Origin of the sequence: Pseudomonas sp. BP11-1-1, assembly GCF_052112105.1 — a bacterium.
Taxonomy (GTDB): domain Bacteria; phylum Pseudomonadota; class Gammaproteobacteria; order Pseudomonadales; family Pseudomonadaceae; genus Aquipseudomonas; species Aquipseudomonas alvandae.
In genome coordinates this window covers 90,448-113,709 of record NZ_JAUTYU010000005.1, presented here as the reverse complement: position 1 = coordinate 113,709, position 23,262 = coordinate 90,448, and the positions used below count along the sequence as shown (strand labels likewise).

23 protein-coding genes are annotated in these 23,262 nt (G+C 62.1%); 9 read left to right on the top strand and 14 right to left on the bottom strand.

Going from position 1 to position 23,262, the window contains the following annotated elements:
* Positions 1 to 62: 62 nt before the first annotated feature.
* From Q7C33_RS12935 to Q7C33_RS12910, 6 genes are read left to right on the top strand one after another with little or no spacing between them, the layout of a single operon-like run.
* A complete protein-coding gene (locus tag Q7C33_RS12935; RefSeq protein WP_407683499.1) occupies positions 63 to 2,987 on the top strand; it encodes a monovalent cation/H+ antiporter subunit A in 2,925 nt (974 codons plus the stop codon).
* On the top strand, positions 2,987 to 3,331 hold the full coding sequence (locus Q7C33_RS12930; protein ID WP_030141296.1) for a Na+/H+ antiporter subunit C: 345 nt from the start codon (positions 2,987 to 2,989) through the stop codon (positions 3,329 to 3,331). The genes Q7C33_RS12935 and Q7C33_RS12930 overlap by 1 nt, the downstream gene beginning before the upstream one ends.
* Positions 3,328 to 5,013: a monovalent cation/H+ antiporter subunit D gene (locus Q7C33_RS12925; protein WP_030141295.1), complete on the top strand. Its 1,686-nt coding sequence runs from the start codon at positions 3,328 to 3,330 to the stop codon at positions 5,011 to 5,013. Before Q7C33_RS12930 ends, Q7C33_RS12925 begins: the two co-directional genes overlap by 4 nt.
* A complete protein-coding gene (locus tag Q7C33_RS12920; RefSeq protein WP_198797452.1) occupies positions 5,010 to 5,498 on the top strand; it encodes a Na+/H+ antiporter subunit E in 489 nt (162 codons plus the stop codon). The genes Q7C33_RS12925 and Q7C33_RS12920 overlap by 4 nt, the downstream gene beginning before the upstream one ends.
* Positions 5,495 to 5,773, top strand: coding sequence for a K+/H+ antiporter subunit F (locus Q7C33_RS12915; protein ID WP_030141293.1), 279 nt, complete (start codon positions 5,495 to 5,497; stop codon positions 5,771 to 5,773). Before Q7C33_RS12920 ends, Q7C33_RS12915 begins: the two co-directional genes overlap by 4 nt.
* Positions 5,770 to 6,123: a Na+/H+ antiporter subunit G gene (locus Q7C33_RS12910; RefSeq protein WP_198797451.1), complete on the top strand. Its 354-nt coding sequence runs from the start codon at positions 5,770 to 5,772 to the stop codon at positions 6,121 to 6,123. The genes Q7C33_RS12915 and Q7C33_RS12910 overlap by 4 nt, the downstream gene beginning before the upstream one ends.
* 80 nt (positions 6,124 to 6,203) lie before the next feature.
* On the opposite strand, the gene Q7C33_RS12905 is transcribed toward Q7C33_RS12910, so the two are convergent.
* From Q7C33_RS12905 to Q7C33_RS12895, 3 genes are all read right to left on the bottom strand, one after another.
* Entirely contained in the window at positions 6,204 to 6,641 is a 438-nt protein-coding gene (locus Q7C33_RS12905; RefSeq protein WP_030141291.1) for a DUF3995 domain-containing protein, read from the bottom strand.
* 282 nt (positions 6,642 to 6,923) lie between these two features.
* Positions 6,924 to 7,934, bottom strand: a complete 1,011-nt coding sequence (locus Q7C33_RS12900) for an ABC transporter substrate-binding protein (protein WP_030141290.1) — start codon at positions 7,932 to 7,934, stop codon at positions 6,924 to 6,926.
* Positions 7,935 to 8,121: 187 nt separating this feature from the next.
* Positions 8,122 to 8,571, bottom strand: a complete 450-nt coding sequence (locus Q7C33_RS12895) for a hypothetical protein (protein ID WP_217861986.1) — start codon at positions 8,569 to 8,571, stop codon at positions 8,122 to 8,124.
* A gap of 409 nt (positions 8,572 to 8,980) precedes the next feature.
* Here Q7C33_RS12895 and Q7C33_RS12890 point away from each other — a divergent pair, with 409 nt between their 5' ends.
* The 3 genes from Q7C33_RS12890 (at position 8,981) to Q7C33_RS12880 (ending at position 9,897) form a co-directional block, all read left to right on the top strand.
* Positions 8,981 to 9,217, top strand: a complete 237-nt coding sequence (locus Q7C33_RS12890; protein WP_148290004.1) for a hypothetical protein — start codon at positions 8,981 to 8,983, stop codon at positions 9,215 to 9,217.
* A 122-nt stretch (positions 9,218 to 9,339) separates the two neighbouring features.
* Entirely contained in the window at positions 9,340 to 9,570 is a 231-nt protein-coding gene (locus Q7C33_RS12885; protein WP_181290429.1) for a hypothetical protein, read from the top strand.
* Between the two features lie 90 nt (positions 9,571 to 9,660).
* Positions 9,661 to 9,897 carry a DUF2789 family protein gene (locus Q7C33_RS12880; protein ID WP_030141288.1) on the top strand — a complete coding sequence of 79 codons (237 nt, stop codon included), beginning with the start codon at positions 9,661 to 9,663 and terminating at the stop codon, positions 9,895 to 9,897.
* A gap of 192 nt (positions 9,898 to 10,089) precedes the next feature.
* Here the strand turns inward: Q7C33_RS12880 and Q7C33_RS12875 are convergent, their stop codons facing one another.
* From Q7C33_RS12875 to Q7C33_RS12825, 11 genes are all read right to left on the bottom strand, one after another.
* Positions 10,090 to 11,697, bottom strand: a complete 1,608-nt coding sequence (locus Q7C33_RS12875) for a methyl-accepting chemotaxis protein (RefSeq protein WP_407683498.1) — start codon at positions 11,695 to 11,697, stop codon at positions 10,090 to 10,092.
* 171 nt (positions 11,698 to 11,868) lie between these two features.
* A complete protein-coding gene (locus Q7C33_RS12870) occupies positions 11,869 to 12,273 on the bottom strand; it encodes a TraR/DksA family transcriptional regulator (RefSeq protein ID WP_030141286.1) in 405 nt (134 codons plus the stop codon).
* A 325-nt stretch (positions 12,274 to 12,598) separates the two neighbouring features.
* A complete protein-coding gene (locus Q7C33_RS12865; RefSeq protein ID WP_030141285.1) occupies positions 12,599 to 13,621 on the bottom strand; it encodes an ABC transporter permease in 1,023 nt (340 codons plus the stop codon).
* A gap of 34 nt (positions 13,622 to 13,655) precedes the next feature.
* Entirely contained in the window at positions 13,656 to 15,209 is a 1,554-nt protein-coding gene (locus Q7C33_RS12860; RefSeq protein WP_249875175.1) for a sugar ABC transporter ATP-binding protein, read from the bottom strand.
* A 73-nt stretch (positions 15,210 to 15,282) separates the two neighbouring features.
* The gene (locus tag Q7C33_RS12855) at positions 15,283 to 16,206 is read right to left on the bottom strand and encodes a sugar ABC transporter substrate-binding protein (RefSeq protein ID WP_030141283.1); all 924 of its coding nucleotides are present in this window, start codon (positions 16,204 to 16,206) and stop codon (positions 15,283 to 15,285) included.
* Between the two features lie 53 nt (positions 16,207 to 16,259).
* On the bottom strand, positions 16,260 to 16,412 hold the full coding sequence (locus Q7C33_RS12850; protein ID WP_187293342.1) for a hypothetical protein: 153 nt from the start codon (positions 16,410 to 16,412) through the stop codon (positions 16,260 to 16,262).
* A 142-nt stretch (positions 16,413 to 16,554) separates the two neighbouring features.
* The gene (locus tag Q7C33_RS12845) at positions 16,555 to 17,607 is read right to left on the bottom strand and encodes a Gfo/Idh/MocA family protein (RefSeq protein ID WP_407683497.1); all 1,053 of its coding nucleotides are present in this window, start codon (positions 17,605 to 17,607) and stop codon (positions 16,555 to 16,557) included.
* A 150-nt stretch (positions 17,608 to 17,757) separates the two neighbouring features.
* Positions 17,758 to 18,768, bottom strand: coding sequence for a Gfo/Idh/MocA family protein (locus tag Q7C33_RS12840; RefSeq protein ID WP_030141281.1), 1,011 nt, complete (start codon positions 18,766 to 18,768; stop codon positions 17,758 to 17,760).
* A 31-nt stretch (positions 18,769 to 18,799) separates the two neighbouring features.
* On the bottom strand, positions 18,800 to 20,731 hold the full coding sequence (iolD, locus tag Q7C33_RS12835; RefSeq protein WP_030141280.1) for a 3D-(3,5/4)-trihydroxycyclohexane-1,2-dione acylhydrolase (decyclizing): 1,932 nt from the start codon (positions 20,729 to 20,731) through the stop codon (positions 18,800 to 18,802).
* A 152-nt stretch (positions 20,732 to 20,883) separates the two neighbouring features.
* Positions 20,884 to 21,705 carry a TIM barrel protein gene (locus Q7C33_RS12830; RefSeq protein WP_198797447.1) on the bottom strand — a complete coding sequence of 274 codons (822 nt, stop codon included), beginning with the start codon at positions 21,703 to 21,705 and terminating at the stop codon, positions 20,884 to 20,886.
* Positions 21,706 to 21,737: 32 nt separating this feature from the next.
* Complete coding sequence (locus Q7C33_RS12825) at positions 21,738 to 23,240, bottom strand: CoA-acylating methylmalonate-semialdehyde dehydrogenase (protein ID WP_407683496.1); 1,503 nt, start codon at positions 23,238 to 23,240, stop codon at positions 21,738 to 21,740.
* Positions 23,241 to 23,262: the final 22 nt, after the last annotated feature.

Here is a 23,262-nt window from a genome sequence, read left to right as displayed (position 1 = left end):
GCGGTTGGTGATCGGGAATACGCCACGTATGATCCCGGACAACCTTTGCCGAATAGAAACCTATGTCACTGATAGTTCTATTGCTTTTGCCCTTCATCGGCAGCTGTGTCGCGGCGCTGTTGCCGCATAACGCCCGTAACGCCGAATCCCTGCTGGCCGGCCTCGTGGCCCTGTTCGGCACGATACAGGTGGCCTTGTGGTACCCGCAGATCGCCGACGGCGGCGTGATTCGCGAGCACTATGACTGGCTGCCGAGCCTGGGCCTGGATTTCGTGCTGCGCCTGGACGGCTTCGCCTGGCTGTTTTCGCTGTTGGTGCTGGGCATCGGCACGCTGGTGTCGTTGTACGCTCGCTACTACATGTCGCCGGACGATCCGGTGCCGCGTTTCTTCGCGTTTTTCCTGGCGTTCATGGGCGCCATGCTCGGCCTGGTGATTTCCGGCAACCTGATCCAGATAGTGTTTTTCTGGGAGCTGACCAGCCTGTTTTCATTCTTGCTGATCGGCTATTGGCATCACCGCGCTGACGCTCGACGCGGTGCCTATATGGCCTTGATGGTGACCGGCGCCGGCGGGCTGTGCCTGTTGGCCGGGGTGATGCTGCTCGGCCATGTGGTGGGCAGCTATGACCTGGACAAGGTCCTGGCCGCCGGCAACCTGATCCGTGACCACGCCCTCTACCCCATTCTGCTGCCGCTGATCCTGATCGGTGCGCTGAGCAAAAGCGCTCAATTCCCTTTTCATTTCTGGCTACCCCACGCCATGGCCGCACCCACGCCCGTGTCGGCGTACCTGCACTCGGCGACCATGGTCAAGGCCGGCGTCTTCCTGCTTGCGCGGTTGTGGCCGTCTCTGTCAGGCAGTGAAGAATGGTTCTACATCGTCGGCGGGGCCGGGGCGTGCACGCTGGTGCTGGGCGCTTATTGCGCGATGTTCCAGAACGACCTCAAGGGCCTCCTCGCCTATTCGACCATCAGCCACCTCGGGTTGATCACCTTGCTGCTCGGTCTGAACAGTCCACTGGCGGCGGTGGCGGCGGTGTTTCATATCCTCAATCACGCCACCTTCAAGGCTTCGCTGTTCATGGCCGCCGGCATCATCGACCATGAGAGTGGCACCCGGGACATCCGCAAGCTCAGCGGCCTGGTGCGGCTGATCCCGTTCACCGCCACCCTGGCGATGGTTGCCAGCGCGGCGATGGCCGGGGTGCCGCTGCTCAATGGCTTCCTTTCCAAGGAAATGTTCTTCGCCGAGACCGTGTTCATTTCCGCCACGGCCTGGGTCGAGCTGGCGCTGCCGATCATCGCCACCATCGCCGGGACCTTCAGCGTCGCCTACTCCCTGCGCTTCACCGTGGATGTGTTCTTCGGTCCGACCGCCACCGACCTGCCCCTGACACCCCACGAACCGCCACGCTGGATGCGCGCGCCAGTGGAACTGCTGGTGTTCACGTGCCTGCTGGTGGGCATCTTTCCTGCCCAGGTGGTGGGCTCGTTGCTGGCCGCCGCCGCACTGCCGGTGGTGGGCGGCCCGCTGCCCGAGTACAGCCTCGCAATCTGGCATGGCCTGAACGCGCCGATGATCATGAGCCTGGTGGCAATGTCCGGCGGCATCGTCCTGTACCTGTTGCTGCGCAAACAATTCAAGCAAGGCCGCATCAAGCATCCGCCGTTGATCGGTCGCCTCAGCGGCAAGCGCTTGTTCGAGCGCTGCCTGGTGTTGATGATGCGCCAGGGTCGGCGCCTGGAACGCAAGATCAGCACGCGGCGCCTGCAAGCCCAGTTGTTCTGGCTGGTATTGGCGGCGGTATTGGCCGGGCTGATTCCGATGATGAACAGCACGCTGGTCTGGGGCGATCGGCCGAAAATCCCCGGTTCCGTGGTGTTCGTCGTCCTGTGGGTGCTGGCGATTGGCTGCGCCCTGGGTGCCGCTTGGCAGGCCAAGTATCACCGTCTCGCGGCGCTGACGATGGTCAGTGTCTGCGGCTTGATGACGTGCGTGACCTTCGTCTGGTTCTCGGCTCCGGACCTGGCCTTGACTCAATTGGTGGTGGAAGTGGTCACCACGGTACTGATCCTCTTGGGCCTGCGCTGGCTGCCACGGCGAATCGAGGACGTGTCTCCCCTGCCCAACAGCGAACGCCGGGCGCGGGTCCGGCGCCTGCGGGACTTGTTGCTGTCCGTCGCGGTGGGTGGCGGCATGGCGCTGTTGTCCTATGCGATGCTGACGCGCCAGACGCCCAACGACATTTCATCGTTCTACCTGAGCCGGGCCCTGCCCGAAGGCGGCGGCAGCAACGTGGTGAATGTCATGCTGGTGGACTTCCGTGGCTTCGACACGCTCGGGGAAATCACCGTGCTGGTGGCGGTGGCCCTGGCGGTGTTCGCCCTGCTGCGGCGTTTTCGACCGCCCAAGGAAAGCATGCAACTCCCGGCGCAACAGCGCCTGCTGGCGCCGGACGTGGTCACCGACCTGGTCAACCCGCGCCACGCCAGCGACACCGCGCTGGGCTTCATGATGGTGCCGTCGGTGCTGGTGCGCCTGCTGCTGCCGATCGCCCTGGTGGTGTCGTTCTACCTGTTCATGCGCGGCCACAACCAACCCGGCGGTGGCTTCGTCGCCGGCCTGGTGATGTCGGTGGCGTTCATCCTGCAATACATGGTCGCCGGCACCCAATGGGTCGAGGCCCAGATGAGCCTGCGACCGCTGCGCTGGATGGGCACCGGGCTGTTTTTCGCCACTGCCACGGGCCTGGGGGCGATGGCGGTGGGTTATCCGTTCCTGACCACGCACACCTGGCATTTCGAACTGCCGTTGCTGGGTGATATTCACTTGGCGAGCGCGCTGTTCTTCGACATTGGCGTCTACGCCGTGGTGGTCGGTTCCACACTGTTGATTCTCACCGCCCTGGCCCACCAATCGGTGCGAGCCCATAAACCGGGCCTGCACGCCAGGCCCGTAGCCCCGCTCAAAGGAGCCAACGCCTGATGGAAGAAGTCATCGCGATTGCAATTGGCGTGCTGGCCGCCTCCGGTGTCTGGCTGGTGCTGCGCCCACGGACGTTCCAGGTGGTGATGGGCCTGTGCCTGTTGTCCTACGGCGTCAACCTGTTCATTTTCAGCATGGGCAGCCTGTTCATCGGCAAGGAACCGATCATCAAGGACGGCGTACCGCAGAACCTGCTGCACTACACCGATCCGCTGCCCCAGGCGCTGGTGCTGACCGCCATCGTGATCAGCTTCGCCATGACCGCGCTGTTCCTCGTCGTCTTGCTCGCGTCGCGGGGACTGACCGGCACCGACCATGTGGACGGCCGGGAGCCCAGGGAATGATGTTGACACCTCACTTGATCGCCGCGCCCATCCTGCTTCCGTTGCTGACCGCCGCGTTGATGCTGATGCTCGGCGAGAAACATCGACCGCTCAAGGCGCGGATCAATCTGTTTTCCACGCTGCTGGGCCTGGGCATCGCCGTGCTGTTGCTGGCCTGGACCCAGGACCAGCCCTTGCCCGCCTCCATCGGCGTCTACCTGCCGGGTAACTGGCAGGCGCCGTTCGGCATCGTGCTGGTGGTCGATCGTCTCTCAGCCCTGATGCTGGTGCTGACCGGCATCATCGGGGCCTGCGCCCTGCTGTTCGCCATGGCCCGCTGGGACCGGGCCGGGGCGAGTTTCCACGCGCTGTTCCAGATTCAATTGATGGGCCTGTACGGGGCGTTCCTGACGGCGGACCTGTTCAACCTGTTCGTGTTCTTCGAGGTGCTGCTGGCGGCGTCCTATGGCCTGATGCTGCACGGCTCGGGCCGGGCACGGGTCTCGTCGGGGCTGCATTACATCTCGATCAATTTGCTGGCTTCGTCGCTGTTCCTGATTGGCGCGGCCCTGATCTACGGCGTCACCGGCACGCTGAACATGGCGGACCTGGCGCTGAAAATCCCGCTGGTGCCGGAAGCCGACCGGGGCCTGCTGCACGCCGGCGCGGCGATCCTGGCCGTGGCGTTCCTGGCCAAGGCCGGCATGTGGCCGCTGAATTTCTGGCTGGTGCCGGCCTACAGCGCGGCCAGTGCACCGGTGGCGGCGTTGTTTGCGATCATGACCAAGGTCGGTGTCTACACGATCCTGCGTCTGTGGACCTTGCTGTTCTCCGGGCAGGCCGGCGCCTCGGCGTATTTTGGTGCCGATTGGCTGGTCTACGGCGGCATCGCGACGATCACCTGCGCGGCGATTGCGATTCTCGCGGCCCAGCGCCTGGAGCGCATGGCCAGCCTGAGCATCCTGGTCTCGGCCGGCATCCTGTTGTCGGCCATCGGTTTCGCCCAACCCAACCTGGTGGGCGCGGCGCTGTTCTATCTGGTGAGCTCGACCCTGGCGCTGTGCGCAATGTTCCTGCTGGCCGAGTTGATCGAGCGATCGCGCTCGGCCAATGACTTGGCGCTTGAAGATGACCTCGATAGCCTGCCGCGACCGCTTGAGTCGCTGCAGCCACCCAAGGGCAGCAACCTCGATGACGAGCAGAAAGCCGTGGTCGGCCAGGTGATTCCCTGGACCATGGCGTTCCTGGGCCTGAGCTTCATCGCCTGTGCGCTGCTGATTATCGGCATGCCGCCGCTGTCGGGCTTCATCGGCAAACTGAGCCTGCTCAGCGCGCTGCTCAATCCCGGAGGGCTTGGGGCGAGCGGTGATGTGCCGGTGTCCAATCAGGCGTGGGGCCTGCTGGCATTGCTGATTCTTTCCGGGTTTGCTTCGCTGATCGCTTTCTCGCGCTTGGGCATCCAGCGCTTCTGGACGCCGCAAGAGCGACCTTCGCCACTGCTGCGACCTTTCGAATGCGTGCCGATCATCGCGCTGCTGGGCCTGGGCATCGTGCTGAGTTTCAAGGCCGAGCCGTTGCTGCGCTACACCCAATCCGCCGCCGATGCGTTGAACGCGCCTGAACACTATGTGATGGCGGTGCTGGCTACCCGCGCCGTCCCCAACCCGCCAGCCAGCGCGCCATTACAGGCGGTGCAGCCATGAAGCGCCTGTTTCCCGCACCCTGGCTGTCCCTGGCGTTGTGGTTGCTCTGGCTGTTGTTGAACCTGTCCCTCAGCGCCGGCCATCTGTTGCTGGGCGCGGCGCTGGGTTTCCTCGCACCATTGATGATGCGACCGCTGCGACCGCGCCCCATCCGTATCCGTCGACCGTGGGTCATGCTGCGGCTGTTCCTGCTGGTGGGCCGCGACGTACTGGCTTCCAACCTGGCGGTGGCCTGGGGCGTAATCAACGCGGGACGCCGCCCGCCTCGCTCACGGTTCATCAAGGTGCCGCTGGACCTGCACGATGCCAACGGCCTGGCGGCACTCGCGATGATCGCCACGGTGATTCCCGGGACAGTCTGGTCGGAGTTGGCGCTCGATCGCAGCCTCTTGTTGATGCATGTGTTCGATCTGGAGGACGAGGCGGCGTTCATCGCGCACTTCAAGTCCACCTATGAGCGCCCGTTGATGGAGATTTTCGAATGAGCCCGCTGCTGTCCAACGCGATCCTGCTGAGCCTGTTCCTGTTCTCGCTGACCATGGTCCTGACCCTGGTGCGCCTGTTCAAGGGCCCTTCGGCACAGGATCGGGTCCTGGCCCTGGACTATCTGTACATCATCGCGATGCTGATGATGCTGGTGCTGGGGATTCGTTATGCCAGCGATACCTATTTCGAGGCGGCGTTGTTGATCGCCCTGTTCGGCTTCGTCGGCTCGTTCGCGCTGGCCAAGTTCCTGTTGCGTGGCGAGGTGATCGAATGACCGGGGAATTGTCGATGTGGGTGCAAATCCCGGTGGCGATCCTGCTGGTGTCCGGCAGCCTGCTCGCCCTGGTCGGCGCCATCGGACTGGTGCGCTTGAAGGACTACTTCCAGCGCATGCACCCGCCCGCCCTGGCTTCGACACTGGGCACCTGGTGCGTGGCGCTAGCCTCGATCATCTACTTTTCGGCGCTCAAGTCCGGGCCGGTGCTGCATGCCTGGCTGATACCGATCCTGCTGTCCATCACCGTACCGGTGACCACCCTGCTGCTGGCCCGGGCGGCGTTGTTCCGCAAGCGCATGGCCGGGGATGATGTGCCGGCGGAGGTGAGCAGCCGCCGTACCGACTGACAAACATCTCGAGCCAGTACAGCATTTGTGGCGAGGGAGCTTGCTCCCTCGCCACGGGACTTGCGATTATCTGCACGCGCTCAAGCCCACGCCACCGCCAGCAACCCTGCCCCCAACACGACGCATAACGGCGAGTACACCCAAGTATCGAGCCGGGCAAACGTCGAATCCTTGACCTCCTTGAAGAAGCCCACCAGGTTCGACTCGCCGATGGCGCGGGCGAACATCAGCAAGGCAATTGCGCTGATCAACCATTGCAAGGCGCGGTGGGTCACGGGCGGCGCGATCAACCCGACCCGCAGGCACACCAGCACCGCGATCATCAACAGCGCGAGGGCCACCAACAGCGTCAGCCAACCCGATGGGTTGAAAGCCGGTTGCAGCGTACCGCCCTGCTTCACCGCAACCTGCGGCACGACCGCTGAAGCAGCCCAGCGGCCCCCCAGCGCCCAATACAAATGAATCAAGCTGATGGTCGCAAAGACTGCGACCAGCGACCGAGCCAATAAAAGCGTCATTCGCCAGCCTCCTGAATAAGATTGAACATTCATCCTAGGCTTTATACGACAAGTGCCTGCGCGACGATCATGCTGCGTTGAAAACAGGCTCGGAATGCTCATTTACAACCCGTAAACTCCGCTTCCTCGCCTGTTTTCGCCTTGCCTGATCGCCGCTCGGCGACTTTTCGTACAAAGCCTAGCTCGAATTTGGCATTTCGCTGGACCGGCAAAGATTGCCAGTTTCCAGCGAATGACGACTTGCCCAGGATCAACTGTTCAACGGACTGGCGCAGGAGCTCGCTACAGCCCGGCGGAAACCTTGTCGGCGACTTCCTTGGGGACCCAGGCCTGCCAGACCTGAGGATGGGCCTTGAGGAATGCCTCGGCGGCCTCGCGGGACGGCGTGCGGTTCTCGCTCATGTCGGCCAGGGCCTTGTTCAGCGGCTCGATGGGCAGGTCGACCTTGCTGAAAAACTCGGCGATGTCCGGGTGTTGCTGCTGGAACGGCGCGGACACACCAATCGACAGCTTCGACGCCAGCGACCGGGTCGGTTTCGGATTGGGGTTATCGGCATCGGTCAGGGTTTTCCAGGCCTCGGCATCGAACGGCGGTTCTTGCAGTTGCACCAGCTTGAATCGCCCGAGCAACGGCGTGGGGGACCAGTAGTAAAACAGGATGGGCTTGCCACGGCGGATCGAAGAGGTGATTTCCGCGTCGAGCGCGGCGCCGGAACCGCTGCGGAAATTCACGTAGCTGTCGGAAAGGCCGTAGGCCTTGAGCTTCTGTTTATTGACCACCTCGGACGTCCAGCCGATGGGGCTGTTGAGAAAGCGGCCCTTGTCGGGACTTTCCGGGTCCTTGAATACGTGCTTGTAGCGCGCCAGGTCCTCGACGCTGCGCAAGTCCGGCGCCAGGGGCTTGATGCCCTTGGCCGGATCGCCCTTGATGACGTATTCCGGCACCCACCAGCCTTCGGTCGCGCCTTTGACGGTATCGCCCAGGGCAACCACTTTGCCCTCGGCCTCGGCCTTGACCCACACCGGACTGCGACCGGCCCATTCTTCACCGATCACTTGGATGTCGTTGTTGGCCAGGGCGGTTTCCAGAGTGATGGTCGTCCCCGGCAGCGTGTCGGTCGATAGACCGTAGCCTTTTTCAACAATGATTCGCAGCATATCGGTGATCAGGCTGCCGCTTTCCCAGTTCAGGTCGGCGAAATGGATCGGCGCCGATGCAGCAGACGTCGGAAGGGGTGAAACCAACACACCGAGGGTGGCCCAGGCAGCCAACCACTGTCGAACTCGCTTCATGCTTGATACCTCATGCCGAACACAGCAATAAACCGAACGGACTGGCGAACCAGACGCAAGCCTCTGAATAGTTCAGTCAATTGACTGTAGCCAAGGTTCCGGCAAGAGCCTTTAAAACTGTCACGAACAGGGAAAGGGCGAAGGCCAATCAACCCGATTCATCATTTCTTATACCAACGATCACTTGTTACTCACTGGCCTTGAATGTCACAAGTTCACCTTTGCGCCATTTGGCAGCCTTGGCGGTGACCGCTTTCAGGGTCTTGGTCAAGCCTTCCTGCAATTGTTCATTGGCGGCAAATACGGTGACCACGCTGTGGCCTTCCTTGAAGAGGATGGCGTGGCCGTCGGCCGTCGTGACGAAGGCATAATCGCCAAGGCCATAGACAGTCAATTTGATTTCACGAAACCTGATTTCAAACTTGCCGCCCTCGCGGCTTGGCAACACTGCCGCGCGGAAATGATCACCAACCTTGAGCTCGAGCCGCGGCTTGTCATCAACCACCAATGCCGACTCAGTATCGATTTCGGCAACATAGATGCCTTCGGCGGTCTGTTCGGTGATGTAGACAAAACGTGACTGGAATAGCTTAACCAGCTTTGCCCGCAGATCACCCAGTACAAATAACGCATGCATGTCGAGATTACTTACTGCCAAGGAAACATCCCCATCTTTATACGGCCACCCTTGGAGGATGGACCACGAGAACCCGCACGGTCGCAATGACCGGTAGTTGAATTCGAAGTGAACGGCGCGCCCAGGCCCGGGGCGAGAAAAGACTAAAGGATTGTCGCTCTCGCTGTCTTTCCCGGCGGTCACCAGAGGCTGAAGGAAAACGCCACTCTGACCATCGGAAAAGGTGGGACTACTAACTTTAGGGAAATTTCTCACTTAAAAAAGCTTTTTTCTGACATCGAGGCCAAAAAAAATTGCTTTAGATAGCACAGCCGCCCCCACGGTGTAGTCGATTCTAGAGCAGCCGATGGCGCGCAGACTACTCGAAATAACCGGCAATTCGTCGGTAAACCATAGAAAAGGAATTCGCATGGCAACTTCCACTACCCTGATCCGCCCTGTTACCCCCAGTATTGCCCAAGCCCGTGGGGCTGCTGACGATGGCGATTATCTGCCCATTGCGTTGGTCCAGCCGCGTTACAGGGTTGTCCTTGCCGGCAGGTGTTTTTTTCACATCGAAGAAACATCGACTGGACGTGTAAGAGGTTTCCGCGCCGATCACAACGAAGCCTGCCATCTGGCCAGAAGCCTCGAACAGCGCGCTTGAGCTCATTTATCAGCCGTCCATGACTTAACTCAGCCGTGCCACGACAAGTGCTGCCATACTGGCTGCCCAAAAAAGACCGCCACTCATTGGCGGTCTTCGCAGAAGAAGAAGGGAAGCGCGACGTGACGGAACTTGATATCGGTGATTTTTTTATTCGAGGCGAGGCCAGAGAGGTCGAAGGCGAATTCCAGGCGGTGATTGTCATGCGCGCCAAACCACCGTTGACCGCCATCACCTGCCACCAGGTGGAAAAGGATCGCTGGTTCAAGACTCCTGAAGTTGCCGCCCAGGCAGCCAGGGAAGCGGCGAAGGCCCTCAAGCGCGCCATCGACGAAGGTGCGCTGAAAGCTTGAAACCGATCGAACTCCTGACGACTGCTTGCCTCAGATAGAAGGAAGCAACCGAGGCGCCATGACGGCGGCAGTCCAGAGGAGTCCTACAAAATGGAACAACCATCCCACGAGCTCAAAACCCTGTTTGACCAACTCGGCCTGCCCTCGGACGGCACAGCCATCGACGATTTCATCATGGCGCACCCGCTGGACCCGAATACCAAGCTGGTCGATGCGCCCTTCTGGTCAGATCAGCAACAAGACCTGCTTCGGGAGTGGCTGCTTGCCGACGGTGAAGAGGCGGTATTGGTGGACCAGTTGAACGTGCGCCTGCACGACGGGAAATAACCCCTACATGAGCCAACGACAGTTAAGTTTTTGTGGCGAGGGGATTTATCCCCGCTGGGCTGCAGAGCAACCCCTCGAAAAACCGGAATGCAGCCCCCTGACGTAGCGCAGCGATAGCTATTAGGGGCGCTGCGCACCCCAGCGGGGATAAATCCCCTCGCCACAGGTTAGTCATATTGCCGGTGATCAGGCTCAGCGCGGCTTCTCGGGCTTGTAGCCCAACCGCAACCCACCCCAATGACGCCCCTTGAGCATGATCGGCACCGACAGGTCATGCATCAGCTCACCGGTGTCCCGGGTGTAGGTTTGCAGCAGCACCGGCTGCTGGTGACTGCCACAGCGAATCCCGGTGCGGTCGGAGAACTTGCGCTTGGTGCGGTTGCTCAGCGTGTCCACCTGGGGATCGCCCGTCAGCGGCTGGCAGAACGCGTTGTTGTGGGTTGGCACGTAGCCTTGCTGGGTGCAGGCAATCGCAAACACCAGTCCTTCATGTCGAGCCAGCAACGGTTCCTGGATCGCCGGCAGCACCTGGTCGGTGTAGTGGTCGAAACGCGTCTGGAACTTGGCTGGATGGGTATTGGGGATGGGTTGGTAGTTTCGGTCGAACAGATCGTCCAGACTGATGCGGCCCTGGTCGATGTCCGCCTCGAATTGCGCGGCAATCCGGCTAGCCCCTTCTCGGGCCAAGTCATAAACCCGTTGGTGATAATCGTCCAGGCCCACCTCGGCCAGGCGCTCGCTGATGGTTTCGGCCTGGCCCTCCATCTGCACGGCCGCTTCGGCCAGACGCTGGGTCTGCTGGTCGCTGATGGCCAGGTCACCCCGCATCTGCTCGATGGCATGGAACAGGCTGTCCAGTTGTTCGCGATTGGTGTCGGTGCCTTGGGCGATGGCGCTGACCTGGGTTTCGACGCCAGCCGCCAGGCGGGCGATATTTTCCAGGTGCTGGCCCGTGTGCTCGACTTGCTGCACGCCGCTGTCCAGGTCGCCGGCCAACTGACGGATCTGCTCGACGACTTGCGCGGTGCGCTGCTGGATGTCCGCCACCATCACGCCGACCTCGCCGGTCGCCGCGGCGGTGCGCCCGGCCAGGCCGCGCACCTCATCGGCCACCACCGCGAAGCCACGACCATGTTCACCGGCCCGCGCTGCCTCGATGGCGGCGTTGAGGGCCAGCAGATTGGTCTGGCTGGCAATCGACTGGATGACCAGGCTCACGCGCTGGATTTCATCGCTGCGCACGCTCAGCGCTTCGATCAGTTCACGACTTTCATTGGCGCGCTGGCTGAGCTGATGCATGCGACTGATGGATTCCACCAGTTCGCTGCGCCCGGCCACGCTGCTGCGATGAGCCTCGCTGGCCGCCCCCAAGGCCTGTTGGCTGAGCTGCGAGGTGGCCTGTTCGGTGGCGATCATCGATTCGGCATTGCTGACGATCTGCGCGGCGGCACCCAGTTGCGACTGGACCTTGCCGGCCAACTGCTTGACGGAATAGGCCACTCCAGCCGCGGACAGCGCGTTATGGCTGGTGGTATAGGAGAGGTCGCGGGTCAGCTCGGCCAGGCTGTCGTTTGCCGCTTGTGCCGGCACATTGGCCAGGCGCGAGCGCAGGCGTGGCAACCAGACAATGAGCATTGCCAGGGGCAGGCCCAGGTACAACGGCCACCCGCCCAACGTCACGCCGCACAGCAACACAACCAGCGCCAGGCTTTGCAACGTCGGCGCCAGCCAGCGCGCCGTACCGCGCGCCACAGGCACCGAGGCCGACGCTGTCGCCGCCAGAGATCCGTCTGTCGCCATTTTTCGTCACCCACATTTCTCGTTGTTATGCCAGCATTAAACGCCACTACCGAGCCATTATCCATGGTCCATTAGTCGTGTTTTCGGCTACAGATCAAGAAGCGTGAAGATCAGAAAGCAAAAAGATCGCAGCTTCGGATGAAGGGCTGCGATCTTTTCCAGAAACGGGGATCAGGCCTGACGTTGGTGCTTGTCGATCTGCTCGTGGCGTTCTTGAGCTTCGATGCAATATTTGGTGGTCGGGCTGATCAGCAGGCGCTTGAGGCCGATAGGCTCGCCGCTGTCATCGCACCAGCCGAAGCTTTCATCGTTGATGCGGTCCAGGGCCTGCTCCAGTTGCGGCAGCATGCGTTGGTCGCGATCGATGGCGTTGACCAGCCAGGTTCGCTCTTCTTCTACGGAAGCAGCGTCCGCCGGGTCGGCCGGGCTGTCCAGGCTTTCAATGGCGATTCGGTTCTGTTCGATGCGCTCGTGGGTTTCGACTTTCATGTTCTGCAACAGCTTGGTGAAGTAAGCCAGTTGCTCGGCATTCATGTAGTCATCCGCCGGCATGGCCAGCAACTTTTCCTTTGTCATTGATTTCTCTATAAAAAAACGTGCATTAAGGCGAATTATGGAGCGTCCCGCATCAAGCGGCCACGCTCATCGGAAAGGCGCCGTCTATTCCAAGCGCCACCCGGCACTCAATTTACGAGGGGCGGCAGTCTAAGGCCGAGTTGGGGCGTCAGCAACCGAAAACATGGGGAAAATGTCCGACAAGTGCTTCAAATGCCGTTTAACGGGCCTCTGCCAGCCGTCGAAGTGCGTTTATAACAAGAAATTCGCTGCAATGGCTGTACTAAGAAGACAAATGGCAGCGCCACGCGGGTCAGGCGTGGCGCTTTGTCGCATCAAGCGGGCGTTAACGTTTTAGCTTGCGCTTGTTGCGGTACTGATCGATCACCACCGCGACCACGATGATCAAGCCTTTGATGATGTCCTGGATGTACGCATCGACACCGACGAAGGTGAAGCCGCTGGCCATGACCCCGAGGATCAACGCGCCAATCACCGTCCCGGTGATGCGCCCCACCCCACCGGCGAGGCTGGTGCCGCCGATCACCGCCGCGGCAATCGCGTCCAGCTCATACGACATGCCCATGCCCGCCTGCCCGGTCGCCGCCCGCGCTGATGCCACCACACCGGCCAGCCCCGCCAGCAGCCCGGCGATGCTGTAGACAATCACCAGGTGACGCTTGACGTTGATGCCCGACGTTCGCGCCGCCTGCATGTTACCGCCAATGGCATAGGTGTACTTGCCGTACTTGGTGTAGCGCAGGGCAATGTGGAAGATCACCGCCACCACCAGGAAGATGATCACCGGCATCGCGCCATGGCCGATGGCCGTGTACGAATCGGACAACATGCTCACCGGCTGGCCTTCGGTGTAGTAGCGCGCCAGGCCACGAGCCGAGACCATCATGCCGAGGGTGGCAATGAACGGCGGGATGCCGGTCACGGCAATGATACTGCCGTTGATCGCCCCCGCCAGCAGCCCTACGCCGAGCCCCGCCACCACCGGGATCCACACGGGCAGGTCAGTCAGGGAGGGGAACACCGCCCGGGCGAAATCGGAGGTCTGGGCCAGGCTGGCGGCGATCATCGCCGACAGGGCCAGCACCGAGCCCGATGACAGGTCGATGCCGGTGGTAATGATCACCTGGGTCACGCCAATGGCCAGCAAGCCGATGATCGACACCTGCAGGATCATCAGCACCAGGCGCTGGGAGTTCATCAGGAAGCTCTGGTCGCGCATGATCCAGCCGAACAGCTCGAACACCAGGCCGATGCCAATCAGCACCAGGAAGATGCTCAGTTCCGTCGGCAACCGCCGACGCGTCCTGGCCGGTGCGGCCGCGGGTTTGTTTTCCAATATTGCGTTCATAGCCATTTACCTTTTTTATCTGGACTGACGGCCATCAGGACAGGCCCGACGCCAGTTGCATGACGCGTTCCTGGGTGGCTTCGCTGCGGTCGAGGGTGCCCATCAGGTCGCCTTCGTGCATGACCATGACGCGGTCGCTCATACCCAGCACTTCCGGCAACTCCGAAGAAATCATGATCACCGCCATGCCTTCACTGGCGAGGTAGGCAATGAGCCGGTAGATCTCGGCCTTGGCGCCGACGTCGATGCCGCGGGTCGGCTCGTCGAGGATCAGGATGCGCGGGTTGGTCATCAACCAGCGCGCCAGCAAGGCCTTCTGCTGGTTGCCGCCGGACAAGGTGTCGATGCACTGCTCCAGGGAAGGCGTCTTGACCCGCAGCTTCTTGCACATGTCTTCGCACAGCGCCCGCAGGGCTTTCTGCTGGATGAAGCCGTTGCCGACGTAATGGGGCAGCACGGCCATTTCCATGTTCTCCAGCACCGACAGGCACGGGAACAGGCCACTGAGCTTGCGGTCCTCGGTCAACAGCGCGAAGCCCTTCTCGATCGCCATGTGCGGGTCGGTGATGCGCACCGGCTGGCCGTCCAGCAGGATCTCGCCGCCGGTACTCGGGGTCACGCCGAAGATCGCCTCGGCAACGTTGGTCCGGCCCGAGCCCATCAGCCCGGCGATGCCAAGGATTTCCCCGGCATGCAGGTCGAACGACACGCCTTTGAAAATGCCGTCCAGGCTCAGGTCGCGAACCGACAGGACCAAGTCACCGATGGGCTTGTCACGCACCGGGAACAACTGGCTCAGTTCGCGTCCGACCATCATCGAAATCAGACTGTCGCCGTCCATGCTGTCGGCCCGTTGCAGGCCGATGTAGGCGCCGTCGCGAAACACCGCCACTTCATCAGCGATGGCGAACACTTCGTTCATTTTGTGGGTGATGTAGATGATGCCCTTACCCTGGGCCTTGAGGTCGGCGATGATCGAGAACAGGTGGGCGACTTCGGTCTCGGTGATGGCCGAGGTCGGCTCGTCCATGATCAGGATGTCGGAGTCGTACGAGACCGCCTTGGCGATCTCCACCATCTGCCGCTCGGCGATACTCAGGTTGCCCACCTGCTCCTCCGGGTCGAGCTTGATGCGCAAGCGCTCCAACAACCGGGCGGTGCAGCGATGCATTTCACCGTGGTCGACCATGTGCAGGCCGTTGAGCTGTTCACGGCCGATCCAGATGTTCTCGGCGATGCTCATGTGCGGCATCAGGTTCAGTTCCTGGTGGATCATCGCAATCCCGGCCTGTAACGCCGCCAGGGGCGTATCGAAGGTGACGGGCTTGCCGCGCAAGCGCAGCTCGCCGGCGTCCGGCTGGTAGATGCCGGCGATGATCTTCATCAAGGTGGATTTGCCTGCGCCGTTTTCGCCCATCAGGGCCAGCACCGAGCCGGGACGCACCCGCAATTGCACGTCGGACAACGCCACCACGCCGGGAAAGCCCTTGCTGACGTTGACGACCTCCAACAGGTACGGTTCGTCGGGTAATACGTCCGGCCGGAAGGTTGCCGCCGGGGCGCTCGAAGCAGTCGCAGATGCGAACATGGTCAGGTACTCCCTCGGCAAGGTCGGCGCGGCGACCTTGCCTGCTTATTGTTGTGGTGGGCCAGGCGCAGCGTCACTTGAACTGGTCGACGTTCTCCGGCGTGATCAGGCGATACGGCACCACGACGGATTCCATTTTCTCGCCCTTGGCCATTTTCACCGCCGTGTCGATGGAGCCATCGGCCTGGCCCTTGGCGTCCTGGAACACCGAGACCGCCATGTCGCCTTTCTTGATGGCGTTCAAGCCGTCCGGCGTGCCGTCGACCCCGGCAATCAACACGCTGCCCTTCTTGGTGCCCGCTTGCTTGAGGGCCATGGCGGCGCCGATGGCCATCTCGTCGTTGTTGGACACCACCGCGTTGAATTCACGGCCTTGGGTCAGCCAGTCGTTGACCAGGGTCATGCCCTTGTCCCGGGACCAGGTGCCGGTCTGTTCCTGTTCGATCTTGATGCCCGGGTATTTGGCGAGGATTTCCTTGACGCCCTTGGTGCGGTTGGTGGTGGAGTTGTTCGCCAAATCGCCCAGCAGGATCACGATGTCGCCCTTGCCGCCCATCTTGTCGGCCAGGTATTGCATCTGCATGCGCCCGGCTTCCAGGTCATCCGAGGCCACGGTGACCACGCCTTGCGGCAACTTCGGATCGTCCGGACGGCGGTTGACGTACACCAGCGGGATACCGGCGGCCACGGCGGCCTTGGTGATGCGCTGGGTCGCGGCGGTGTCCACCGGGTTGACGATGAGCGCGTCGACCTTCTGGCTGATGAAGCTTTCCACCTGGCTCAGTTGCTTGACCACGTCGCTGCGCGCGTCTTCGAACTGCAGCGTGACGCCGTCCGGCAGGGACTTGGCCTTCTTGTCCATGGATTCGCGCAGGTAGGTCAACCAGGTGTCATCGAACTGAGACATGCTGACGCCGATCTTCAGGTCCGCCAGGGCAGCGCCGCTGGCGAACATCAATGACAGGGCCAGCGAGGCAATGCGAGTCTTGGTGTTCATGAACGTTCTTTCTCCACTTTTTTGTTTGTTTTATGGATAAGGCGTGACGGACTTCAGGAACGCGGCAAACGCACGATCGGGGCGCCGGGCATGCAGCACACCACGGCGCCCTTGCGCTGGATGCACAGGGATTCAAACAAGGGAAGAATTGCGGACAGGCGCAAGGACGGTGGCAAGTGAAACGCAGAGCGGTTGAAGGTTTTCATCGACGGTACCTGGCTGTGTTTCTTGTTTTTGTTTCGTCCTTCGTCCATCCAGGGCAGGCCTGGATAAACGCGGACAGGGTTGTCGGTAACCTGGAATCGACTTTATTGGAAAATATTTTCCATATCAACTCATTTTAGAATTTTATTCGTTTTTTGTTCCATGTCCTACAGGCGCTGATAAACACACCACCTCGCCTTGCTCCGCACTTTGCCTGGCAGCGTCCAGGATACGCGTCGTGGCCAAGGCATCGCGGGCCGCCACCGGCAGAAGGCCGTCGCCCTGCAACGCGGCCTGGAGGCGCTGATAGAACTCCAGCCAGCAACCGCGCTCCGAGGCCACACGTTCGCGCTCGGCACCGTGCTCGAACCAACCCCAGCGCCGGTGCTCCTCGGCGCCCCAGCGTTCGCCTTCGGTGGCTGGGCTCCGCCCCGCCAATGCCAAGGCTTCCTGCCCGTCGAGGCCTTCGACGGTATAGCAGCCTTCGCTGCCGCTGACCCGGAAACGTGGGCGTGGAGCGTTTTGCACGCAATTACCGCTCAAGTGGGAAATGACGCCACCGGCATGGGTCAGTGAAAGGAAGAAACCGTTATCGAACGCCTGGCCCGGCTGTCGATAATCCAGCTCGGCATAAACCCGTATCACCGGCCCGAACAACTGCAGCGCCTGGTCCACCAGATGGCTGCCCAGGTCACGCAGGAATCCCCCGCCGCTGCCTTTGCCCACCGAGGTCGGCGAGTAACGCTCTACGCTGGACTCAAAGCGAATGACCTGACCCAGGGCGCCGGACGCGAGCAATTTGCGCACGGTCAGGAAATCCGAATCCCAGCGACGGTTCTGGTACACGCTCAACGGCACGTTGCGGCGTTCGGCGGCCAGCACCATCGCTTCGGCCTGGGCGGAGTCAAGGGCAAAAGGCTTGTCGCTGACCACCGCCACGCCGTGCTCGATGGCTTCCATCACCACGGCCGGACGGGCCTCCAGCGGCGTTGACACCACCACCGCATCGACGCCGGCCGCCACCAGTTGCGCCAGGCTGTCGAAGGCCTGGACGCCGGGGTGGTCGGTTGCCAATTGCTGGCGCCGCTCGGCGGAGCGGGTCACCACGCCGACGAACGTAGCGCCGGGCAGACTGCTGATGAGTGGCGCATGAAAGAACCGCCCACCCTTGCCATAGCCGACTAGTCCGATTCGCATGAAGGCTCCTTATCTGGAAATAACGCAGGCCCCTTGTGGGAGCGGGCTTGCTCGCGAAGGCGTAGTGTCAGTCGACATCCATGTTGGATGTGCCGCCGTCTTCGTCGGATCGCCGCCCGGAGCAAGCCCGCTCCCACAGAGGGAATGTGGTCAGCCGTAAAAGCGTGGCCGCTCCGGCAGGTCGACCTTGACGATCTGCCCACTCTGCTGCGCTTCGATGCAGGCATCCGCCGCCACCGCCGCCGCAAAACCATCCCACGCCGACGGCCCGCCCACCTGCCCGGCGCGCACGCCGTCGATAAACGCCTGCAACTCGACGTCATAGGCGGCGATGAAGCGATCCTTCCAATCCATCAGGATCGCATTGGACAACTTGGCGCCGCTGCGCAGCTGCACCTGGGACGGTTCCGGCAGCTTGGCGATGCCGGTCTCCCCCACCACTTCGCATTGGATGTCGTAACCGTACTGGCAATTGACGAACACCTCGACGTCGATCCGCGTGCCCTTGGCGGTTTCCAGCAGGACGATCTGCGGATCGCGCAGGTGAGCCAAGGCCTTGCTGCTCTTGCGGGGGAACACCACCTGCACCGACACATAGTCATCGGCCAGCAGCCAGCGCAGCACGTCCAGCTCGTGGATCAGGGTGTCGGTGATCGCCATGTCGGTCTTGTAGTTTTCGCCCACGCTCGGGTTGCGGTGGGCGCAATGCAGCATCAGCGGCTCGCCGATCTGGCCGCTGTCGATCACCGATTTGAGCGCTCGATAACCTTCATCATATGGCCGCATGAAACCGACCTGCACCAGGCGCTTGCCGTGGGCCACTTCGGCTTCGACGATCTTGCGGCAGCCTTCGGCCGTGACCGCCAGGGGTTTTTCGCAGAACACCGGTTTGCCTGCCGCGATGGCCGCCAGCACGAATTCTTCATGGCTCGGTCCCCAGGACGTGACAAGGATCGCCTCGACGTCCGGCGCCTTGATCAGCGCGTGGCCGTCCGGATACACCTCGGCGGTCAGTTTCAGGTCGGCCACCACTTTCGCCGCCTGGGCAAGGTTGATGTCGGTCACCGCCACCACCTGGCTGTTGAGCAAGGTCTGGCTGCAACGACGGATATGGTCCTGGCCGATGGCCCCGGTGCCGATGACGCCCAGCTTCAAAGACATGTGGAACTCCTTAATGTAGGTGTTGGCGCAATCAGTATTGACGGGCCTTGGCCAGTCGTTCGTTGAGGGTCTTGGCGACGGCATCGGTGCGGGCGCTGGTGGAGACTTGCGCCACGCCGACCCGCCACCACGACAGGTATTTGTGGATCATGGTCTTGGGCAGGACCTTGATGTCGATCAGCGTCGAGACCGTCTGGCGCCGGGCATCGGCCAGGGCCGCGTGCAACTCGTCCAGCGTCTTGACCGAGTAGGTCTTGCAGCCGTAGGCCGCAGCGCTCATGGCGAAGTCCACCGGCACAAAGCCGCCGTCGAGCTTGCCAGTCTCGGGGTTGCGGAAGCGGAACTCGGTGCCGAAGCTGTCCATGCCGTGTTCCATTTGCAGATTGTTGATGCAGCCGAAGGTCATGTTGTCCAGCAGCACCACGTTGATCTTGCGCCGCTCCTGGATCGAGGTCGCCAGTTCCGAATGCAGCATCATGTAGGAACCGTCGCCCACCAGCGCGTAGACCTCTTTGTCCGGCTCGGCGAGCTTCACCCCCAACGCCGCATTCACCTCGTAGCCCATGCACGAATAGGCATATTCGACGTGGTAAGTGTTCACGCCCTTGCTGCGCCAGCTGCGTTGCAAATCGCCAGGCAGGCTGCCGGCGGCAGCGACGATGATGGCGTCGTCCGCCAAGGTTTGGTTGAGCGTGCCCAGCACGCGGCTCTGGGTCAGGCAGGAGCCGGTGAGTTCGATGAATTCGCGAAACACCGCCGGGTCCATGTGATCGTTGATTTCCGGGACGAAATCCTGGGTCTGGAAATCCGCCTGGTAGATCCGGTCTACTTCCGCGTCGAGCTGGGCCTTGGCGTCGGCGATCTGCCCGCCCCATTCGGCACGGTAGTCCCCCAGTTTGCCGGCCAGCGCCTCCAGGCCAGAACGGGCGTCGGCCAGCAGTTGCACGCCGTCGAGTTTCAGCGCATCGCACGGGCTGATGTTGAGGTTGAGGAATTGCGCGTCGGGGTGCTGGAACAGCCATTTCGACGCCGTGGTGAAATCGCTGTAGCGGGTGCCGATACCGATGATCAGGTCCGCTTCCTTGGCCAGCAGGTTCGCTGCCAGGCAACCGGTCTCGCCGACGCCGCCCACGTTCAGCGGATGGCTGGAGACGATGGCGCTTTTCCCCGCCTGGGTTTCGGCAAAAGGAATGTCGAAGCGCTCGGCGAAGGCTTGCAATACCGCGTTGGCCCCGGAGTATTTCACCCCGCCGCCGCAGATGATCAGCGGCTTGCGCTTGCCCTTGAACAGCGCCAACGCGTCGCCGAGCATCGCTTCGGTGGCCGGACGGCGGTCGATGCGATGCACGCGTTTCTGCAGGAAGTAATCCGGGTAATCATAAGCTTCGGCCTGCACGTCCTGGGGCAGCGCCAGGGTCACCGCACCGGTTTCGGCCGGGTCGGTCAACACGCGCATGGCCTGGATCGCGGCGCTCATCAATTGCTCGGGGCGGTTGATGCGATCCCAGTATTTGCTCACGGCCTTGAACGCATCGTTGGTGCTGATGCTCAGGTCATGGAATTGCTCGATCTGTTGCAGCACCGGGTCCGGCTGGCGACTGGCGTAGACATCGCCCGGCAACAGCAGCAGCGGGATGCGATTGGCCGTCGCGGTGGCGGCAGCGGTCAGCATGTTCGCCGCGCCGGGACCGACCGACGAAGTACAGGCGTAGATCTTGCGCCGCAGGTGCTGCTTGGCAAAGCCGATGGCGGCATGGGCCATACCCTGCTCGTTGCGGCCCTGATGGACCACCAGGTCGCCGCTGTCCTGCTCCAGCGCCTGGCCCAGGCCCAGCACGTTGCCGTGGCCGAAAATGGTAAACACCCCGGCGATAAACTTGCTCTGGACGCCATCGACCTCGACGTACTGGTTATCGAGGAATTTCACCAGGGCCTGAGCCATGGTCAGTCGTGTTGTGGTCATGCTTGCACCTTTTTCAAACGCAACTCGGTCAACTGTGGGAGCGAGCTTGCTCGCGAAGGCGACCATACATCCAACATTAATGTCGCCTGACATACCGCTATCGCGAGCAAGCTCGCTCCCACAGGGGAGGCTCCATCGTTCAGCAAATCGTGTCAGGCCCGGGAGCTTTGCAAGTGATTCATGCTCGCCCCCAACGCCTGGCGAATATCGGCCAACTCATGAACGCTTTCGGCAAACGGCTCGAAGGACAGGTAACCGTCATAGCCGCCGCGGAGCAGCGCCTCGATCTGCCCGGCATTGCCGAGAATATCGCCCTCGCCCACCAGCACCCGGTGGCCGTCACGAATCGTCGCCAAGGGTGCCTTGGCATCCTCGACCCCGGAGATGTGCACCAGCCCGGTCAGTTCAGGGAAGAATTCCTGCTCGCCGGCCAGATGATGGTGGAAGGTGTCATGCACCAGGCGGAACACGTCCAGCCCGCCAATGGCCTTGATCGCTTCCACCGCCGTGCGTTTGCGCCGCAGCGAGCACTCCTCGAAACCCAAAGGCTCGATGAAACCGTAGATGCCGAAGGCGCGCAGGATCGGTGCCAGTTCATTAAGGGCCGTGCGCAGCCCCGACGCACGTTCGGCCTCGCTGCGTGGGTCCGCGCGGTCGTTGAGCGGGCACATCACCAGCCCTTCGGCACCGCACTCACGGGCATAGTCGGCCAGGCGCACGGCCTGGGCGCGACGCTCTTCGTTCCATACATCGAACGGGTACAGGGCGTTGATCGACAGCACCTTGATGTCGCGTGCCTCGCACAACTCGCGGACGCGGGCCGGGGGCATGCCGTCTTCGATCTCGACACCTTTCAGATCATTGCGAATCTCGATGGCATCGGTTTTCAACGCCAGCGCCAAGTCGATGAAAGCAGGCAGTGACAGGCGTGGGGCAACCATTCGGTTCAAGGCAAAACGCAGGGGCTGGTTCATTGTTGTTCTCCCTCCGGCATTCATGAAATGAGTTATTGGGCAGTGGGCATGCTGAATTCGGGGCCCTTGGCGATGCTGTCGGGCCAGCGTTGCATCACGCTCTTGTAGCGACTGTAGAAACGCAGGCCTTCCTCGCCGTAGGCATGGTGGTCGCCGAACAGCGAACGCTTCCAGCCGCCAAAGGAATGCCAGGCCATCGGCACCGGGATCGGCACGTTGATGCCCACCATGCCGACCTTGATGCTGCGCGCGAACGCCCGGGCGATGCCGCCGTCACGGGTGAAGCACGACACGCCGTTGCCGAACTCATGGGCGTTGATCAGCGCCACCGCGGTGGCGAAATCCGGTACACGAACGATGCCCAGCACCGGGCCAAAGATCTCTTGCTTATAGATGCTCATCTCGACGGTGACCTGGTCGAACAGCGTCGCGCCGACGAAAAATCCTTGCTCGGCCCCCGGCACCTTGAAACCCCGACCGTCGACGATCAGCCGAGCGCCCTCGGCCACACCGGCGTCGATAAAACCTTCCACCTTGGCCTTGTGCTCGGCGGTGACCAGCGGCCCCATGTCGGTGCCGGGCTGCTGGCCATTGCCGACCTTCAACTGGTCGATACGCGGCAGCAGCCGAGCAATCAACTCATCGCCGACATCGCCCACCGCCACGGCAATGGAAATCGCCATGCAGCGCTCGCCGGCCGAGCCGTAGGCCGCGCCGATCAAGGCGTCCGCCGCCTGGTCGAGGTCGGCGTCGGGCATGACGATCATGTGGTTCTTGGCCCCGCCCAGGGCCTGCACGCGCTTGCCATGCGCAGTGCCCTGCTGGTGGATGTACTCGGCAATCGGCGTAGAGCCGACAAAGGAAATTGCCTCGATATCCGGGTGCTGCAACAGCGCATCCACTGCCGCCTTGTCGCCTTGGACGACGTTGAATACGCCGTCCGGCAAGCCGGCTTCGGTCAGCAAGCGAGCCATCAGCAGGCTGGCGGACGGGTCGCGCTCCGAAGGTTTGAGGATGAAGCAATTGCCGGCAACCAATGCCAGCGGAATCATCCACAACGGCACCATCACCGGGAAGTTGAACGGCGTGACGCCGGCGCACACACCCAGCGGCTGGCGCAGGTTCCAGTTGTCGATACCGCCGCCGATGTTGTCACTGAAATCGGTCTTGAGCAGGTTGGGTGCACCACAGGCGTACTCGACGATCTCGATGCCGCGAGTGACTTCACCGTGGGCGTCGGACAGCACCTTGCCATGTTCACGGCTGATGATCTGCGCCAGTTCGTCGTGATGGCGGTCGAGCAGTTCCTTGAACTTGAACATCACCCGCGAACGGCGCAACGACGACTGTTCGGACCAGGCCGGGAACGCCGCCAGCGCCGAGGCCACCGCCGCGTCGACGGTACTGGGCTCGGCCAGGGCCACCCGCGCCTGTACCGCGCCGGTGGCCGGGTTGAAGACGTTGCTGGAGCGCGCGGTTTCGCTGTCCTGCACTTGGCCGTTGATGTAATGGCCTATTACCGGGGTGTCGCTCATTGTCCTGGTTCTCCGTTGGAAT